Origin of the sequence: Brevibacillus brevis, from assembly GCF_900637055.1 — a bacterium.
Taxonomy (GTDB): domain Bacteria; phylum Bacillota; class Bacilli; order Brevibacillales; family Brevibacillaceae; genus Brevibacillus; species Brevibacillus brevis.
Genome location: NZ_LR134338.1, coordinates 1,418,624 through 1,437,200, shown reverse-complemented (window position 1 = coordinate 1,437,200; position 18,577 = coordinate 1,418,624). Strand labels below are relative to the sequence as shown.

General features: G+C 41.7%; 15 protein-coding genes. 3 read left to right on the top strand and 12 right to left on the bottom strand.

What is annotated here, in order from left to right; all coding sequences use genetic code 11:
* Positions 1–348 precede the first annotated feature (348 nt).
* Positions 349–996, bottom strand: coding sequence for a helix-turn-helix transcriptional regulator (locus EL268_RS33225; protein WP_232030299.1), 648 nt, complete (start codon positions 994–996; stop codon positions 349–351).
* Positions 997–1,026: 30 nt separating this feature from the next.
* Between EL268_RS33225 and EL268_RS07565 the strand changes: the two genes are divergently transcribed.
* Positions 1,027–1,482: a toprim domain-containing protein gene (locus EL268_RS07565; RefSeq protein WP_106655593.1), complete on the top strand. Its 456-nt coding sequence runs from the start codon at positions 1,027–1,029 to the stop codon at positions 1,480–1,482.
* Between the two features lie 5 nt (positions 1,483–1,487).
* Here the strand turns inward: EL268_RS07565 and EL268_RS07560 are convergent, their stop codons facing one another.
* The 3 genes from EL268_RS07560 to EL268_RS07550 all read right to left on the bottom strand — a co-directional run bounded on the left by EL268_RS07560 (position 1,488) and on the right by EL268_RS07550 (position 4,777).
* Positions 1,488–2,168 (bottom strand): hypothetical protein, encoded by a 681-nt coding sequence (locus EL268_RS07560; RefSeq protein WP_126435409.1) that lies wholly within the window; start codon positions 2,166–2,168, stop codon positions 1,488–1,490.
* Positions 2,169–2,741: 573 nt separating this feature from the next.
* The gene (locus EL268_RS07555; protein WP_106655590.1) at positions 2,742–3,701 is read right to left on the bottom strand and encodes a hypothetical protein; all 960 of its coding nucleotides are present in this window, start codon (positions 3,699–3,701) and stop codon (positions 2,742–2,744) included.
* A gap of 56 nt (positions 3,702–3,757) precedes the next feature.
* Positions 3,758–4,777, bottom strand: a complete 1,020-nt coding sequence (locus tag EL268_RS07550; protein ID WP_126435407.1) for a hypothetical protein — start codon at positions 4,775–4,777, stop codon at positions 3,758–3,760.
* A 718-nt stretch (positions 4,778–5,495) separates the two neighbouring features.
* Between EL268_RS07550 and EL268_RS07545 the strand changes: the two genes are divergently transcribed.
* Positions 5,496–6,326, top strand: coding sequence for a hypothetical protein (locus EL268_RS07545; RefSeq protein WP_106655588.1), 831 nt, complete (start codon positions 5,496–5,498; stop codon positions 6,324–6,326).
* A 300-nt stretch (positions 6,327–6,626) separates the two neighbouring features.
* Here the strand turns inward: EL268_RS07545 and EL268_RS07540 are convergent, their stop codons facing one another.
* The 4 genes from EL268_RS07540 to EL268_RS07525 all read right to left on the bottom strand — a co-directional run bounded on the left by EL268_RS07540 (position 6,627) and on the right by EL268_RS07525 (position 15,950).
* Entirely contained in the window at positions 6,627–6,848 is a 222-nt protein-coding gene (locus EL268_RS07540; protein ID WP_106655587.1) for a bacteriocin immunity protein, read from the bottom strand.
* Between the two features lie 42 nt (positions 6,849–6,890).
* The gene (locus EL268_RS07535) at positions 6,891–12,386 is read right to left on the bottom strand and encodes an RHS repeat domain-containing protein (RefSeq protein WP_106655586.1); all 5,496 of its coding nucleotides are present in this window, start codon (positions 12,384–12,386) and stop codon (positions 6,891–6,893) included.
* A 21-nt stretch (positions 12,387–12,407) separates the two neighbouring features.
* A complete protein-coding gene (locus EL268_RS07530) occupies positions 12,408–14,315 on the bottom strand; it encodes a hypothetical protein (protein ID WP_106655585.1) in 1,908 nt (635 codons plus the stop codon).
* 1,041 nt (positions 14,316–15,356) lie between these two features.
* The gene (locus tag EL268_RS07525; RefSeq protein ID WP_106655584.1) at positions 15,357–15,950 is read right to left on the bottom strand and encodes a hypothetical protein; all 594 of its coding nucleotides are present in this window, start codon (positions 15,948–15,950) and stop codon (positions 15,357–15,359) included.
* 27 nt (positions 15,951–15,977) lie between these two features.
* Between EL268_RS07525 and EL268_RS07520 the strand changes: the two genes are divergently transcribed.
* Entirely contained in the window at positions 15,978–16,514 is a 537-nt protein-coding gene (locus EL268_RS07520; protein ID WP_106655583.1) for a hypothetical protein, read from the top strand.
* A gap of 36 nt (positions 16,515–16,550) precedes the next feature.
* On the opposite strand, the gene EL268_RS07515 is transcribed toward EL268_RS07520, so the two are convergent.
* From EL268_RS07515 to EL268_RS07500, 4 genes are read right to left on the bottom strand one after another with little or no spacing between them, the layout of a single operon-like run.
* The gene (locus tag EL268_RS07515) at positions 16,551–17,060 is read right to left on the bottom strand and encodes a GNAT family N-acetyltransferase (RefSeq protein WP_106655582.1); all 510 of its coding nucleotides are present in this window, start codon (positions 17,058–17,060) and stop codon (positions 16,551–16,553) included.
* Between the two features lie 42 nt (positions 17,061–17,102).
* A complete protein-coding gene (locus EL268_RS07510; RefSeq protein WP_106655581.1) occupies positions 17,103–17,960 on the bottom strand; it encodes a hypothetical protein in 858 nt (285 codons plus the stop codon).
* Complete coding sequence (locus tag EL268_RS07505; RefSeq protein ID WP_106655580.1) at positions 17,957–18,325, bottom strand: GNAT family N-acetyltransferase; 369 nt, start codon at positions 18,323–18,325, stop codon at positions 17,957–17,959. Before EL268_RS07505 ends, EL268_RS07510 begins: the two co-directional genes overlap by 4 nt.
* Positions 18,313–18,561, bottom strand: a complete 249-nt coding sequence (locus EL268_RS07500; protein ID WP_106655579.1) for a hypothetical protein — start codon at positions 18,559–18,561, stop codon at positions 18,313–18,315. Before EL268_RS07500 ends, EL268_RS07505 begins: the two co-directional genes overlap by 13 nt.
* Positions 18,562–18,577 lie beyond the last annotated feature (16 nt).

Below are 18,577 nucleotides of genomic sequence, written 5' to 3'. Positions count from 1 at the left end.
GCTTTGGACAGCAGGAAGCGTTTGCCACACTGGATGGTCGAGCTTTAGCTGTTCGGCACCTGATTTTCCCTATGCCATTTGTTAAAGGAGAAAAAAATATGATCGGCATCCAGTGTAGACAGCTCCTTCCCACGACCTGCGATGTGTAGTTTTTCTCCACGAGGATTTAATCTGCCGAGATACGCAAGAAGGCCACCCTCTGCCCTTTGTGACTGCGTCCCATTACATTTTTGGCAGCTCTTACTTTTATTCATACTGCTCGATTAACCGCTCTGCCAATTCACTTCGGCCCAACCGATCACCGAGGGTGCGCAATGTTTTTCGCCACTCAGGGACCGAACTGCCGAATCACGAATGTAAGGGCAATCCGGCAGATTTGGCATACACATCCGCCTTCCAGCCTGTACACTCCCGAAGTATAATGACATCTGGGGCACGACTGGACAAGAACTGCATGTCATCTGTCAGCACATCGTAAGATGAAACATCATGCAGGCCCAAATAGTCCTGATGCCCCCAATATGTATGCGCCCATTGAACGACGGGCCGAATACCGAGGGCCAGCAAATAATCCTCCATATAAAGAGAGATGACTCTTAAATCATCCCGATGAATATTGCGATATTTTCCTGGCGCGAGCCCTACACGCTGCTTAAAACAACGATTGAAATAATACTCGCTGTTGAATCCGACGTTTTGGGCAATCTCGTTGATCCGCTCACCTGTCATGATCAGGAGTTGCTTCGCCCGATTGATCCACAGTTGATTCATGTAATCGAGCGGTATTTCTCCCATCATTTCCTCGAAAAGCTGCGTATATCGCCAACGCGGAACATTCGCTTCCTGCGCTAGCTGGTCTACGGTCAGCGGCTCTTGATAGTGTTCATCTACATACGCAATCGATCGTTCAACAACCCGCCTTCGGTCCAAACTTGATTTTCCTGGTCCGTTTTGCAGGGCCTCCGTGGCATCGCGATGCTTGTAAATCTCTGACATCAATTCAACGACACGTGAAAAAGGCTTCTCATAATAGCTGAAAAGCCATCAGCTGCCAGAGCGATTGCTGATACGATCGTGAAACAGTATCAAAAGCTTGAAGGGTTCTACCAAAATGATGATAAGTATGCCGTGACCTGGGCGGTTGGACATTTGATTGGTCTAGCCAATCCGGAAGAATACGCTCCAAAGTATACAAAGTGGGATTTGAATAGCTTGCCGATCGTTCCTAATCCCATAAAGTTAAGTACGAATCCGAAAACAAAGAAACAACCGAATGTAATTAGGAAACTCGCCTCTTACTGCGTGGGTATTGTAAATGCAACCGATTGTGCCAGGGAAAGCGAGTTAATTTTTGGCTATATCATGGAGTACCTTGGAACAACAAGCCAGTTAAACGATTATGGACGAGCTCTCTCACTCCGGACGCGCACTTCCAACCAAGAGTACAGAAAAAAGAAGCCAATGTTAGGCTCCTTTTCATGACATTATTAAAGGACTTTAGGCACAAAGCAAACTCCGATAGGCAAGTAAGCAGTTCCACTACCAACCACTACATCTTCTAAAGGCCAAGGCCTTCTTTCCATTACATCAAATTCATATGTTTGATACCAGGGATACGCTGTAATAATTCCCGTTTTCCCTGCCGGAACAGTTATAGTTTGCTCATCTGAAACGGTGTAACCCTTGGTAACGCTAAATCCAACACCAGCACTAACAGCCTCAGCGCTAACACTAACATTTGCATTATATGAAGCACTTACGGTTTCAGAAATGATCATTTTACCCCCAGGAGGTGCATAACTAGAGCTTCTAATTTTTTTTGTCCCGCAGGCTTCCGATTCACGTTTCAATTTTACGTATTGACCTGCTAAATTTGTCACATCAGGTCCTGTTCGATCAATTAATTTAGGTGTTGATTTAACCATCGGTACAACCAAGGTGATTTCGCCAGTCGGCTTAACGTTCATACCACTTATTTCACCAAATTTTTTTGTATCTTTTATCTTAATTACTTTTTTGGTAACGCCATCAAAATTTTGGTAACTAACATCACCTAGTTTTTCTAAATCGTCACAATAATTAACCTTATTATTATCCGCTGATTTCGCAAAAACCCCTGTTGAAAGTCCTGTCGATAACGTCAACACAAAAACCAGAATAAACATCAAAGATTTGGAAAGTCCATTGTATAATATACCATAAGTGTTTTTGTAAGAAAATGGATATTCCAAAAAAATACAGGAGTGTGACTAATTCATGGAAAAAATGATAGTTAAAGTCGTGCTATACAGCTTTATTGTCAGTTTTTGTGCCCAAATTTTATTCACAAGTCGATACCAAAGTGTACCTAAACCAGGTACTGATCTATTCGATATTGTTTATCTTCCCGTTGACGAGTACATATTATCAATTCTTCGAAATTCTATTGTTGTTTCATTTGTTACCATGTTAGTGTTTATCCTCTGCTACTATCTGTATAATATAATCAAAGCAAAAAAGAAATCTCAGTAGTATGCCTTTTCGTGTGCTCTTAATCAATTTCCCCCTATGAGCACGATTCAATCAGCTAATGTGTATGTTCCACCCCAAAATCTTCGCTGAAACTTTACACTCGATCACTAGGCTTTCCCTTTATCATTTGCATACGACTGACAAATAAAATGCCCTCTATTTGAGGGCATTTGCTTTCCTTTTTATGTAACAAAATGTATTTCAAAATGGCAAAAAGCAACGATTTCGAACTAATCAAGTAAAGTAAAATGTAAATTAACCAAGATCTCTCGTAAATTGATGGACTCATGTTCCGCAAAAGCTTTAAGGTCTTGTAATAACTGCCACCGAACACTTGCAGGTTGAATGTAAATATGAGGTGGATACTCTTCACTATCAATTGATCCAAATCCATACTTTTCCAATATAACCATTTGATTCATGACTTGCGGAACAGTCATGCTCAATGAATTTTCTACCTCTTGGCATGATACGCACATCATATAGTCACGATAAGCTGGCGTTGCGAGTTCTACTAAAGCGGCGAAGAATCTCCGGGAAGGCAGGTTTAATTTAGCTAACGATTTATAAAACTCAGTGATTTCGTTAAGTGATTCTTGATACTGCTTAGGTGTCAATTCTCCCCAGTTAAGTACCTGCATAAAACGTGCACAAGTACTTGGTTGAGATCCGCTAGGCTTATCTAGAGTAAATAGACTTTGGACGTTTGTCTTAGGTGGCGGGTGGCTTTCTAGCTTTAAGTAACGATGGCGTAAGTCTTGAAACCTATCATCAAGAAGCTTGGAAATTCCTGAATTAGTATAGTATTCAAATGTAATACCTTCTTCAGAACAAAGTTCTTTACATTCAATAATCTCTTCAGGGTGAGGATCAAAACGGAGAAAAGCTATACATAAAGCTCCATTCGCCACTCCCTTTTCTACTAGTATTGTCACACTTTTAATGAGGTCTTCCTTCACTTTTCCCTTTCCAGAATCACCAGTCGCTTGGATGCATACGTATGACCCATCCTCACGTTCACACCAGGCATCTGGTGTTCCTTTACGAGTCTGATTGGTTCCTTCCACAATTCCATTTTGTGAAATCGGGCCCCAATCGTTGTATAATCTAGGTAGCAAGTCTACTGCAAGGCGTTGAAGCTCACCCGCACTTAAACCTTTAAAAATTTGCTCTGTAAGGTTGGCGGTCATTTCATTAACTCCCCCATTGGTATGTATTGAAAATGATGAGAATGGCCGCATCATATTTATGGAATATCCCTCACTGTTAACACTTCATCAATCCCTACCACTTGTCGAACTAGGTCTGCATAACTCTCAAATTGTTCGTTTATAAACAGCGTTTTCCGATATCCAGAAATAAATCCATCTCCCGTTCTTCTAAGCGCAATGACGCCGCAAAGCCTATCTTTATGGAGTGGGTCATAAAAATATCCATCAGTGTCCCGATTTGTTCCTGTCAGTGTCTTTCTTTGACTAACTTGGTAGATTTCAGTACCAAATACAGCTTGAGAAATGTCTATGTCATCATACTGATCCGCTTCCATAACGATTAGATTCACATGCTGCGCATCATTATTCCACGTAAAAGCGCCAATGGCTTTATCAAGACTCGAACGTATTTGGGCTTCAGCTTCGCCAGTAAGATCCCGCCAATCCATACCTGAGGATATCCCTAGAGACAAATGTGGTAACGTGGTACGTGGGTTAAACAGTATAAAAGCAGCTTTTGGTTTGATATCATCAGGGTAGTATTGCCTCGACAGATCATCAGACTGGGCTATCGTTGCAATTAAACGGACAAGCGGCTCTACATCTTGCTCCGAGAAATTTTCGGCTAACTCGATAGATACGAGTTTACTAACAGCAATTGCTTCAAAATGAGTTTGAATTCGTCGCATCATCTGATTTCTGCGATTCTCAAATTCGCTATCATTCAATCTTTTCATCTGCAAAAAATAAGTTGTGTTGACCCGTGGTAACACAAAATCAGGTGGACGTGTGTATTGAGGAGGCTCGTACAAGAATAAACCTTGGGGGTCATTACGAATTAGATCAGCCCCAAAGTTATGCTCAGCAATAAAATCAGGAATGTTTCGACCGCTCCCTCGTGCATTTTTCAAAAGTGTTTGGTTTAGATTGCTCATGCCATGCTGTTCAACTAAGTCCATCTGTTCTGCTAGGTTTTGTATTTCCGTCTCGTTGTTTTTGCATGTAGTGTTATGTAATATTTCTTCCGCTGTTTGTCGGAACTTTGTTGTCATCATTAAGCACCCCTGTTAATTTATACGTCGCAACTCCTACATTGTATTTTGATCACTAGTTGGTGGTGGATGTTGAGCAAGTATTTCCCTGGCTGGAGAAATTTGAAATCTAATATTTGGACTTGCCAATGTTCGTCGCTACAAAATTAACAGCATTCAATTTTGATAGGAAAATAGACTCATCCCTATTTGAACATAATTGGTTGAGGATGGTCAATTAAGGTATTTCACTTTTATAGTGGTGAGCAAGCTGTAATTAAAACGATGCCCACTAGAATACGACGGCTTCGTCATTTCCTAAATGATCTCGAGAAGAAATTGAGTGAATCTCAAAGCACTCCCTCCCCTCTTTCAGAGGATCAGAACGATTTTATCATTGGAGTAGCAGACTACTATGACTGGCTGCTTCTCCGGGCAGCCCTAGATGGTAAATCTCCGCATACGTATAAAGATTTAGGAGAAGATTTTGGAAAACCTGTGAACTTATCCTATTTGTATAAATTGCATGACGAATTGGAACATATTGGTTATATTAGTGATAACTAGATAACTAGCGAAGGTAAAGAAAAACTGGTCAATTTAGAAGTTGCCCTATTTGCGGAAGTTCTGAAGGCGAAGGAGCAGATCACAAGGCTTGAAAAAACCGAGTCCTTAGTTAAAAGAGAAAGGCATCACATTAAACCCTAAAACGGGTCATTAGTTGTGTTAAGAGAGGTGCTTTATGAGGTTTTCGAAGTTAAATGAGCTAATTCGAGACGAGGTTATTAGTCGTTTGCTTCCGGAACAAAAAGACTTCATAGATAATCAAATGCGCCGTGGCAAGCGAACCCAATGGTTAAACATTATGGCAGAAATTAAGGGAATATCTCTAATCGATAGTGATGATTATGACACCATTGTCAGTAAGGTTGGAGGTTGGGTCCTTAGCAATTACGAGGATCGAGGTGTCCGAGATCAAAAATGTGAATGTGGGCGACCGATCCGCCATGTGTACCATGTCACAAATCTAGATACGCGAGATGAGCTCATCCTGGATAGTAAGTGCATTCAAGACTACACAAACTTAGATGCAGCTACCGTAGGACGCATTAAACGTGGTATGGAGAGCATCGATTTAGAACGTGATGAAATACTGCGTAAAATCGAAGATGGATGGCGTCTACCATTCTTTGTACCAGATGATCTAGAGTTGCCTGCAGATATCCGAGAACACCTTTCAGTAGGCTTACCTCTGCTTGATCGACAAGTAGCAAGGTTGAATGTCCTATTACAGAACTACGCGCGGCAGCGCCCTTCAAGAGCCTCTGATGATAAATCGCGTACAGAAGATTATCAATTTACTACCTTTTTTGACGAAGCCACTTCTGTATCAGACGAGATCCTCACTAAATCTAATAGGGAGCGCGTTCCTGGTAGATCGGTGAGTGAGCAAATGGAGAATCAAATCCCCCATTCATGGATTAATGCCATTGAACGTTGCCTCAAGTCATTGACACAAACATCACAACAGTCTATAAGTGCACTGGAAGTAGCGAACATAGTCGCAAAATGATCTCGGTTTGCAACACGATCGTTACCTTACTGGGAAGCCACGTACATATTACCTGGTTGCACTTTATTTAGATGAAAAAACATTTACCTGCAATCTCGAGTTAGTATCTGCAAGCCATGATAACCGACTATATACTTTGAAGAATCACTTCTGAAGGACTAAAGGCCAGGAATTCAACTGACCTTTATAGAGGATCAGTCGAGAAATTTCTTTTTCGATGGACTATATAATTGGACTATGAAAAGAAACCCCAGACGAGTAGGTGTTACTCGTTTGGGGCTATGAAAATTCATACTTTGCCTACTGTGAAGGAGGTAATTTAATTGGCATATAATTTAATGCTTCTTCTACTATCTCTTCTGGTGTTAATTCCTTCTCGTTCCAAAAAATCAAATCACTTACCTCAGGATGTGGAACATTTTTTTCAAGTAAGTTCATCATTTCATCTATTTCTTCCTCTGTTCCGTCTACTCTTATAATTTTCTCAACTAATTCAACTAGTTCCTTTTTACTCAATCCCATTTTTCTTACCCTCCTGGTTATATAATTCTACGGTAGGCTTATTTATTTCCCGAAGTGATAACTCCGATTTAAAATTTCTTGGTGAAACCTTGGGGTAACAATTATTATGTTATTAAGATTATAAACTCCACCACCATGCTGAATTGGTTGCAAATGGTGTAATACATAACTTCTTTGTTCTCCATATTGTTGACTTTTTGTAGCAATCGGTGCAAGCCCTTTTTTCATCCTAGTTATATTTGACGCACCAAACTCATTAGCATAAGGTGATGATGCCACACTTCTCCAAAAATCCTTCCTAAAATCGTCGAAGTTCTTGTAGGTTTTGCCGCTTAATTGTTCTGCAACCTCTTTAGGTATAACACCTGCATTTCCGTGCGTGCCACGCATCATTTTGTAAACAGTGTTTGTTATACTCCCTGTTACAGTTCCAGCAGAATTACGAGCACTCGTTGCGCTTTTACCAGCGATATTGAGAGCTTTCTTCCCTATGGAAACCATACCACCACCAGGGACAAAATCAGCAGGATCGTATTTCCCATATTCTCTCCACAAATTTGCCTGTCCCTCAATAACTCTACGCCATCCAACGTCATTTGTTGAATAATAATCAATTGTTAAATCTATTATTTTATCCTGTATAGTTGGATGTAACTTCTCGTCTCCCTCCTTCCAATGTCCAGTAGGATCTTTATACCTCAACGGATTGTTTTCCACATACGTATACCTATTGAGCGTCAACGGATTATCCACGTGCCCTTTATACGTATCCTCCGAGATAAACCGCCCTACCGTCGGATCATAATACCGTGCACGCAGATAATAAAAACCGGTCTTCTCATCATAAATCTCTCCACTATACTTAAACGGATTGGACATCCCTTCCGTCTGCGTAGTGACATTTCCCCACGTATCATACTCGTAGGTGTTCAGAACCTGCCCATTTTCATCTGAGATCGAAACAACATCTCCATGACTGTTATAACCATAATAGCCATTTTTGTTAGCTAACAGGTCTTTTCTAAACAAGAGTTCATTTCCCCAGATGTTCCGAGCCTTTACATTTCCCGCTGCATCCAGCTCTTCGATAACTTTTCCATTCAAGTATACGTACTTTGTTTCGTCACCATTCTCGACCTTGGTTGCACGCAGCCCATCCCCAAAGTAGGTATACGCTGTCTTTGTCCCTGTCTTTTCGTTTGAGGTACTGCGTAGGCGATTTCGCTCATCGTACGTATACATCGTTGTCCCAATATCAGTAGGCAGCTTTCCTTCAAAAGCGGAGCGGTTGCCTCTGCCGTCATAGGAGTACTGATTCGTTAAGCTTGGTACCTCTTCCTTGGTCAAGCGATCGATATTGTCGTAATTGTATTGGTGAGCAGTTCCGTTCCGCTGGATAGACACGACATTCCCGAAAGAATACTTGTTCGATTCAGTCCAGACAGGATCTTGCTTGTTCAGATGAGTCACATTCTCTACTTGTCCAAACGAATCCAGATTACGATCGATTTTTCTACCATTCGGATATTCGACCTGGTAGCTCTCTCCATTAGGCTTCATGTGATAATCGTACGTAATGAGCCCAGTGAGCGGACTGTTTACTTCCTGTAAGCGATTAGCCGAATCGTAACTATATGTCACAGTTGTAGAATCTGGGTACGTGAAGGTATCCATGAGGTCGTCATGATCCGCATACCCTAATTGATAGGCACGTCCAAAAACAGTCTGGCTCTTCAGTCGTTGAAATGGATCGTAGGTATAAGATATTTCCCGATTGTGACTGCCAGTTGGCAATCCATCTGTCCCGTTGCTGTTCGTTTCTTTTTGGAGCAGGGAGGTGTTCGGGACGTACTCGTTCGTTTCTACGTTGGTGACTACACCCGCTGCGTTTTTAGTAATCAGTTTGGCTACATCGTAAAACGGTGTGTATTCATAGGTGTGAGTATTCCCTGCCTTGTCTCTAAATTCCTTAGTGGTACCATTTGCATTGTAACTATACGATTCCGTTGCGCCGGATGGAATATCCTGCTCGCTGATTTTCCAAGATAGGGCATTGTAATGGTTCTTGGTAGTCAGCACTTGATTTTCAGTTACGGTTACCAGATTTCCAAGTGAATCATATTCATACCGGTATTTGTTTTGTTCTGGATCTAACAGGTATACGAGGTTGCCATTGTTGGTGTAACGATACTCCCAGGCCCGATTCTCACCAGTATGGTCTTTAACAGATTTGCGAATGACCTGATCGAAATCGTTACGGGATAGATGAGTGGTTAGGCTTTGAGTGCCGTCACCTGTTCGTTTCACTTCTTTTTCCAACTGTCCATGGCGATCGTGGTATTGTGTTGTTTGCAATCCGTTAGGCTCGATCGTCAGTTGTGTGTTGGCAGCAACTTTGTTTGTTCCGTCGTTCATCGTATTGGCATGCAAATATACGGTAGTGCCTATTGGTTCTTTTTTCTGCCATACGGTACCATCTGCATTGTAAACAAATGTCGTAGCGCGATTGTTATCTGCAAAGGGCGAACTAGATAATAGATGGTTCGCATCCAGAGAATACGTATTGTACAGAAGCGGACGTACTTCCCCATTTATTCCAATCTGTCCTTTGTATTCGACCTCTCCATATGGCGTGAAATGGGAAAACACCTGCGTGCCATCTGGCATGGTCATGGTTACTTTACGTACAGCATCATCATAGGCGTAACTGGTCGTTCTCGTCTGTTCCTTGCTTGTTACGAGCTCTTTCGTTTTTCGGCCGAGTAAATCATACGTAAATTGGACCAGAGTATTGTCCGGATAGGTGCGAGAAGTTAGGCGCCCCATTCCATCATAGCTATAGCTATGCGCCAGGGTCTGTTTTTGGCCTGCTGCCGTCTCTACCTGCATTGTTATCTGACTGGGATAAAGTCCCATCGGTTCATAGGAAGCGATGTTTTGCAGGGTGGTTTTGGCATCTGGTCCTGTACTTGCTTCTGCAATATATCTCAATTGTTTATCTGCGTAGCTGTAAGTACGGTCTATCTGCTCTACCCGTGGGGTTATACCATCTGGGTAGGAATCCACGATTTTTTCAGTGGCGAGTAAGCTGTCCCCTCCGTACGTATACGTTTCCTGATGATAATGACTTGGGTTGCCGGCTGCTGTCTTTTTGATACTACCAGGCAATCGGAAATCGGATGGTGTTCCAGGGAAAACATACTCTGTTACCGTTACATTCCCCTTTGGATCAACTTCCTTGATGACATCTCCGTACTTGTTATAGTCATATTCTGTTGTTTGCGCCAAACGGGGTATACGCACCTTTACCTTGGACAGTTTGTCCGGGTTTGGAGCCAACAGGAACGAATACACATCCTGGTCGGTTGTTATGGAAGCCGGACGCCCAGGGAAAGTAAATACATACGTCGGTTTTGTTTCGCGATCGTTGTACAAATAACTCGTGTATGTTACAGGAGAGAAGAGATACGTTTTGTCGCCTTCGGTTAGCTTTAGCTCCCCTTGAATTGTGTCCGTATCCGAACCTGAACCAACATACTTCTTCACCGATTGCAGCAAGAAGTTACGATCTTCATTGACCACAAACGCTTTTTCCTCGTTTAGAAGCCCATCTTGAAGGGTGCTGGTTACCACACGGGAGCCATCACGGTTAAGGGACTGCGTAGCAAATCTAACGGACTCAGATTTGGGCGCCTTCCAGATTTCTTTGTTGGTCTCTGGATAATACTTGGTGTACGAGTACCACTCTGTCTTTGGGTCGTCTGGATGAGGTGTCTTTGCAAAACGAAAATTGACAGCAGTCACTGGATGGTAGGAAGTGTAGGTCAACATTTCCTTGTCCTGATACAGGCGTACGACTCCCCGATCCAAAAAACCAGGCGCGTCCGGATTGTATAAGCTGTACGTGTACGCCATAGACAAACCTTCTACCGGGTAATATACTTGCTTCAACAGCTTGTAGTTCACTGTCCCACGCTTGGTTCGGTCTACATTTGTATAAGAAGATGATTCTATCCCGTTATCATCAAAGTTAATGACACCGTTCGTCGCCAGGAAGGTATAGTCCGGTTTGAAGTTAAATTCAGACTTCCCGTATAATTTGGCATCATGATACATATATTCGGCGATCACTTTACTTGCTGTACCGGATACATCGTGTTCGATTACACGATCTTGGTTCGTATAGATTCCCCACTCATATTCTAGGTGCTTCAACAAGGTTGTCTTCGAACTATCTTGGTATACTCTTACCTGTGTACTGCCCGATAATCGATCCATGACGATATAGCGTCCTACGCTGTCAGTAATTTCGATAGGCAAACTATGGTCATCTGGGATGCGATAGTGGATTGTATCTCCATAAGGATTTGTTTTCTTGACCAGATAGGTGGTGTACAGATCATCCCCCTTGTATCGAGACTCCTCCCCAAAATCATACTTATCCCCATTCACTCGCAATGTGGCCATGTGGTACTCGCCAAATTCACCAGTTTTGTCTCGATAGTTGACCATTGTAGCCCCTTGAAATGGGGTGTTTACCCATGTTCCATACTTCGTGGAGGACTCCAGAACGGTCCCATCCTCTAATGTAAAAAGGTATCGCTCGCCTTCACCTTTATGTCCACATGAATATTTAGTCGCATCACTTGATTTGGTACAATTCGTATTTGATTTGTATATCTCCTGAAACCGAGGGAAATTCAGACTCCAGCCGTGTTTCAGGGAGTTTACATCTCCTTGTAAGGGACGTGTCCTGTTAATTTCTGAAGTAGAATAATAAATATCCTCGGTCATGGCGTCCAAAGAAGAATAGCTTCTTTCTAACGTCAAATCCATCCCATGTTTTCCATCTAATTGAAGGTCGATTTCTCTCACATTCGCTGTCCGGTATAGCTCGTCCACCGGATTGTCTGTGTTGGATCGCTTGTATTGATACGTCAAACCTTCTGAGTCGTACATCGCATCGGGAGGACTCGAAGCAAGTGAAGAGCTAGTCAAGGCGTTTCGTTGTTGTAGAGTAGGTTTAGGCTGATCTTCCGACTTACTTTGTTCAAAAAAGATTTTTATCGCAGGCAAAAGTGCAGAAATCTGCTCGTACTTCGTTTTGGTAAGTTTGCTAATCTTTCCGATGACTATTTCATCTGTCCACTGGTATTTCTCTACTTGCTCGTTGTGTGACAAAAATTTATCAAATTGTGGGTAAAAATAGGAAGCAATCTGGAGCATTTCTCTTGTCGAATTGCGATAAGCTTGCCACACATCGTTTGGGTGAAGGGAATCCCAATTCTCCGCGAGTACTTTCTCCTTGGTGTAGCTTGGTTTGTCATCTGGTTTCTTCTCTTTTTTCTTGGATGCTTCGTCTTTTGCGTTCACATAAGTAGTGAGCCAATTTTTTGTCGTCCCATTTTGATCGGAGGCAGAAGCTGAATCTGTACCATTTGGAGATTCCTCCGTGTTTGCATATGCCATACCGGGCCATAGCAAGGAAGCTGCCAGTATGACATTTATACTTTTTGTTAACCATTGTTTGATTCGCATCGAGCTTTGTCTCCTCTTTCCTTAATAAACCGTTTTCTTGGTGAGATTTCCATTGCCATCATAGATAAACTCAGTCAAGATTTTGTCATTTTGTCTAATTTGGACCAGTTGTCCTTTTGCGTTGTACACATATTCGACTCCGATGTAACGAGCTGTAAGTCGTGCTTGAACAGAGCTATTATTTGCAACCGAGAGGACAACATAATAATCCTGACCTTTTTGTAAGGAAGGAGTTACCTTGGAGAAAGGAGATTCGCTCCCAGCATCAGTGGAGACGACTAAACGTGTTTGTCCATAATCCTCATAAATAGCGAGCTGTGTAGCATTGGTATCAGTAAAAACTTCAAAATTCCCAGAAACAGGAGGAGTAAATTTTACAATTTTTTTACTGTCAGGTTGTAAATTTATATCAATAGGTGTGGAAACCAATAAGGATTCTGTATCCGTGAAATTTATACCGAATGTATTGGTTACTACGTCCTTGTCCGTACCTGTGATCTTTGTATGCGGAATCGTCACATAGACATTTTGAACACTATGTTTCTTTTCATGATTACTTGCATTTCCCGTGAATTGGATGGTGAGCTGAGTTTCGCTGTTACGCGTCACAACTGGCTGTAAACCTTGAGGTAAATGATTTACTGTCACAGCAGATGCTACATCTGTATGAAAAGTGCCATTCGTTAAGTTGATTACTTGTTTCTCCGAAATACTACCATCATTAACTGTTGCTTCGTTGATCGTTGGTGAAGTTACAGCAGCACTTGTGTCTAGAACAACTGTCAGTCTCGTATGTAAAGCCTGGGATTGGTCGTAAGGAGGAACATATAGAAAGTATGTGGTTCCAGCTGTCATGTTTATCTTGATTTCGGAATAAAGAGAACCATCCGAGGCTTCATCATTAAAATCTACAAAGCCTTGCATTTGCTCTTCCTGATACATAAGAAGTAATGTGTCAAATGGCACTCCAAACCCTCCGTATGAACCTGTAAAGAATCGATATGTGCCTGTTACTGGAGCAGTAAAGCGATAGGCTGGTATTTCTCCTACTGGCAGACTAATATCAACCGGTTGAGCAAGAGCAAGTTCTGTTTTTACTTTACTTACATTCACACTGTAGGAATCTGTTTCACTGTAATCTCGATCCATACTAAATACAGCAATGTAATAGATCGTATTTGGTTGAACAGAAAATGTGACCGTCTCTTTTAGACCACGTTCGCTATTCATACTAGACCCAACTACTTTACTTGGATCTTGAAGGACAAGAAGGTCGTAGTTTTTGTCTTTTGGAACACTCAGTGTCACCGTTATTTCTCCAAAGAGGGACCCTGAATCCAAACGATACATATCGGTGTCATTTGCGGAGGAAAGCTTTGAGGTATAAAGATTTCCACTAATAATCGGATAGCTGGTATTTGTTTCGTCATTCGGTTCAAAGGGATCTACGATTGGAGTAGCTGAAGTTAACGGAACAGCAGCAGTGCGTAATGTGGCAGCGTTCGCCTGCTTTATTGGTGGTGTTTTTAGGGGAGAAAGCTCAGGCATAAGTTGTTCCCAGTATGCATTTACTTGTTGCTCCATTTGTTTTTGCAACTCTTGAATCTTGTTTTTTTGCTTTTCCAGATGCTTCTTAATTTTTTCTTGTTGTTTTAGCCGATTCGAATCCTTTGGTGCAGCGTGGAGCTTCGTGTTCTTTTGCGAAAACATGGATATTTGCTTCTCGATCTTTTTCGCTAATTTCTTATCTCCCTTTTTTTCAGCAACAGTCTGGAAGAAAGATAAGGTCTGCTGAAGCCCCAATATTTCTCGATCCATTTGAGATACTTCCGCTATAGGATTTTGTGTCGTTTTTGCTTCAGCCATAGGAAAACATGTGAGCAAAATCAGCATGCCTACAAACGTAAAACTCATCAAACGATTTACCATTTTACTCCACTACTTTCATAGAAATAATTATGAGTGACTCAAGTTACTTGACGGTAAATTTACAACTATTTGTATATCCCTAGGGACATCACCTCGTTATGTATCCTTCATCTATCAAAATCCCAGGTGTCAGTATATCAACTATGAGGTAAAAATGATTGTCAAAAAATATGGTGCTCTTGGTCTGTTTTCCCAACAACCTGTGGTGAAAATTTCAAAAATAAAATAAAAAAAGCCCTAATCTAAATGATTAGAGCTCTATTTGTTTTATTAATGCTGGCTTAACCTACAAGGCATGTATTACAAAGCCGGATGTTATAAATTTTTTTTGAAGTATTTACTTTCATTGGGAGTAAATAAATGGATCAAGTCACGGATACGGGCTACTTTAAATGGTAACAAAGCACCCACACCCACCAATGAAATCATACCCATTCCATTTGGATACCTTTGCTTTAACATCCATGTTGAAATCCCGAAGTAGATACGCTCGGATGGACATTTTACTTTTGGTTGTTCTATTAAGTCTTAATTCTTCTATACCACTTTTATTGACTCTCCTCTCTTTTTCTGAAACTGCACATGCTTTTGTTCGTTATAAAAATTCTACAAACGGAATGTCAACGATGACTAGAGCTGTTATGTCTTCCATCGCCTATCTGACTTGCTGGAATCACATTTTGTCCATTAATGACAACATTAATATTAACTTTAACACTTTCAACTACGTTAACTTTTTTATTAATATTCATGTAAGGTTTTAATCCCGTGTTCATCGCTTTTTTTAAAATCCGTTTAGTTGTACAAATCTTCCTAAATAGAAACTGCGGGAATAAAATAATCCTAGACTGCCACAATTTTATTATAGAGTCCTCGCAAATTTGAGGGTTTAGTAGCATCTATTAATTTTAAACGTTCAACAGTTAGATCATTTAAACGTGAGTGTAGATCCTAGTTATATCATAATTGATGTGCTGATTGCGCTTGCAACTCCTCAAGCCTATCAAATTGTAGCAAAGCTATATCAAAATTTATGAGTGGTTATTCTGGATCCTCAAAGCCTTGGTCAATATGAAAATATCTCTGATCAAGAAAATCTATCACAACTCGATAGTCAAGAACCCAAAATTGCCCTGCTTCAGGATCACCATTAGTCATGATTCCAATCCAACGGCATGTACTTCCTTTCAGGGTAACTTTAAAGACTGGGCTTCCACTCATTCCTGCAAACGACTCAACTTGTTGCACAGTCCCATCCTCACCTACTCCATTCGTATTTGCATCACATATGAAAAAGTCATTAGTATACTCTTTAATTTGAGTAAAGTAAGGAAGTGTAGTTAACCTTATCATTGTTGTTCCTTCTGATTTTATTTCTTCACGATCATAACCATTAAAATTTGTAGCATTTACCACAACTAACTCGTCAATGCTTTGCGTCGGCTCGACATTATCAAACAATTCGATTCGTAAATAATCTTTTTCATTTTGCGTATGAGATAAATCGACAAAGGAAATCTCGAATGCAGCTATATCTATACCCGGATCGAACTGATAATTTCTTAGATTAAATCCTTGAGTATCGCCGTTCGGTTTGAGAACTGGTGCAATTATTTCCTGTAGCGGATCACTCATTTACGAAAGAAAGGAAGAAAATACCTCATGAAGAGATTACTCTCCTTAATATTGGGTTCATGCCTCTTTTTGGCTTCTTGCAGCATAACATCATCGGAGCCTACGCATAATCAATTCCAAATTACTTTGACTGATGTATTCAAACATCAACATACCTCCTCGGTCTATCAGTTTGAACTTATTACGAAAGAACTCTCCAATGTAAAAGACAAAGAGAGGTTGGCATATCTATCAGGAATGATTGATAGCTATTTGATTTCTAATCCCCTTTTCCTCCCATCCATTATCTTTAACAATGGAGAAACAAAACAGATTATTGCCGATGAACAATTACAATCCGAAATCGTAACGTTGTACCAGAATAAAAAAGAATATCTTAAAAAGATACAGTCATTAGTAAATGAGAATAACCTATTGGAGATCCAAGGTAAACAAGATGAACTCAAGAAACTAAGTGAACTTATGGGAAAAATAAATGATGATAGGCTTTTCAGTAACGATAAGCCTAAATTGGATTCATTGAAGAAAGACCTTGAAAATGTGATTAAGGAATTCCCAAACTAAAACTGTCACAAGCGGCTCACCGTGGCCGACGGCTGATCAGCGGCCTCGGCGAGCCGTCGCACTGTCGGGCATGAGCTCAATCGGACGCGTGCCCGGGTACCATACGCCGAACCACTGTTCGGCGCCGTAGTCCTCGAACCGCTCCAACTCGGCGAACCAGTCGAGCGCCGCTGCGCACGCCTCGGTGGCGTACCCGCGTCCCCACGCCTGCGGCAGGAACATGTAGCCGAGCTCGGGCTCCCCGCCCTCTGGACGGATGTGACCCTTACGCTCCGGGCCGCGCCGATCGAGCGTGATCATGCCGATCGTTGTTCCGTTGAGATCGACCACGAAGAAGCCGAAGCGCTGCCCGGGCACCTCGGGCAGCGCTTGCTCGAGCTCGTCACGCGGTCGGGAGCCGCCGACGTAGGTGCCCACCTCTGGTGAGGCGAACAGGTCGATCAGCGCCACACGGTCCCGGGCCTCAGACTGGCGGAGCTCGAGCCGCTCGGTCTTGATTGGGGCAGGTGGCCAGGCGACGGGGTGCACTATAATCTCATCCGACATGTTGTAATCTCCCTTCTCTGTTTAATCCTGTTTGTCCATGTCTTAAAACATATGTAATGGCTTGCACTCTAATTCGTAGCTCTTACTATCGAGTAGGCGTACGAGGGACGGTCTATTTGATGATTTCGAGCTTATCGCCCAGCAGGATTTGCAACTTCGGAAGAACGTCATCTTTGAAAGCTCAGGCCACTTAGCGGACATGTATAGTACCATGCCGTCATGTTCATCTCCATGTTCTTCGGTATAGTCGAGTAAGTAGCAGTAATCTTCGACCCGCGCATTCCGATTCACGATCACGCAGGCAAACATCCAACTTGTTAGCTCGAATGACCGTAGGATTTCTTCTATCGTGTTAACGCGATACCATAATTGGTTTTTCAAATTGACTGGGCGTTCAAACGGGTACAGCCAGGTGGAACTAGTGGTTTCGACCAAACGGTTTTTTACAAAAGTTTGCGTTGCCTCATCACGATCCTCTAGCGTGTAGAACGAATTCATTTCGTGTACAGCGGTGCCAATCTTCCGTAGAAGTTCATCATCCAATTCATCTAATGGGACTTCTCTAAAACGGGCTAACATTTGATCCATCAAGGCCTCATTAGTTCTCAGATCACTCTCAGGCGCATAATGATGAAGCAGTATTTCCTTCACCCTTAGGCAAATAGTCTGATTAGGGTCATAGATCATATCTGCGTGGAAACAGTGCACGGAATCTTCAATTAGATTCTCCCTATGCGGATCGAATTCTCTGTCCCAGTTCGTATATGAGAAAAGAATATCCTGCCACGGTTCGCGAAAAGCCAGAATGACCTCTGCCATTGTATCAAACACGCTTGGACCAAATCCTAATTCGTAACCTTGCTCCAGTCGAAAAGGAGAAGTGTTCATCAGTAACTTCAAATTTTATACTCCCTAATGTAGTCCGCATTTTTCCAAATGATAGTGCCATGTTTAATTTCATGATTTATCTCACAACTAAATCCAAACTTCTTATAAAAATGCTCTAATCGTTCGATATGGTCCCAATCAACTTGGGAAATCCATCCGGTAATGCATTGTACATTCAATTCGTTACCGAGCTGCATAATGGCATTCATCATGATGGATCCATACCCTTTGTTAACCTGATCCTCCTCCATGCGGATGTCCGCAATCCGTAAATGCTTTTGTTCTGAATCAAACTCTAGAAAAATATTAGGATCAGGAACCATAACACCTTTTTTGGAGATCAGCTTCACCCTCAGTTTGATATCTACATCGTCCAAACCGTCACCAAAGAACAATCTATATGCATAACTCTCTCGCCAAATTTATTTTGAGCAATGTGAATTACCTTATGGCCATCTTTTTCAAGTTCAGTTTTTTGCCACTGGACTTCATATTCTACATTGTCTCTTTTCTGCAAAGGGAGAGGTTTATATTTTCTTTTTAAAATGGAGAATAGATCACCAATGTCAAAAAGGGATGCGAGCGTCTTCTCAATTTCTCTATTATTTTTCACTGTTTGCACTCCTCAA

Bases quoted from the DNA above. Each gene is read 5' to 3' on its own strand.
- EL268_RS33225 (WP_232030299.1), bottom strand. From the start codon at position 996: ATGTCAGAGATTTACAAGCATCGCGATGCCACGGAGGCCCTGCAAAAC.
- EL268_RS07555 (WP_106655590.1), bottom strand. From the start codon at position 3,701: ATGACCGCCAACCTTACAGAGCAAATTTTTAAAGGTTTAAGTGCGGGT.
- EL268_RS07550 (WP_126435407.1), bottom strand. From the start codon at position 4,777: ATGATGACAACAAAGTTCCGACAAACAGCGGAAGAAATATTACATAAC.
- EL268_RS07545 (WP_106655588.1), top strand. From the start codon at position 5,496: ATGAGGTTTTCGAAGTTAAATGAGCTAATTCGAGACGAGGTTATTAGT.
- EL268_RS07540 (WP_106655587.1), bottom strand. From the start codon at position 6,848: ATGGGATTGAGTAAAAAGGAACTAGTTGAATTAGTTGAGAAAATTATA.
- EL268_RS07535 (WP_106655586.1), bottom strand. From the start codon at position 12,386: ATGCGAATCAAACAATGGTTAACAAAAAGTATAAATGTCATACTGGCA.
- EL268_RS07530 (WP_106655585.1), bottom strand. From the start codon at position 14,315: ATGGTAAATCGTTTGATGAGTTTTACGTTTGTAGGCATGCTGATTTTG.
- EL268_RS07525 (WP_106655584.1), bottom strand. From the start codon at position 15,950: ATGAGTGATCCGCTACAGGAAATAATTGCACCAGTTCTCAAACCGAAC.
- EL268_RS07520 (WP_106655583.1), top strand. From the start codon at position 15,978: ATGAAGAGATTACTCTCCTTAATATTGGGTTCATGCCTCTTTTTGGCT.
- EL268_RS07515 (WP_106655582.1), bottom strand. From the start codon at position 17,060: ATGTCGGATGAGATTATAGTGCACCCCGTCGCCTGGCCACCTGCCCCA.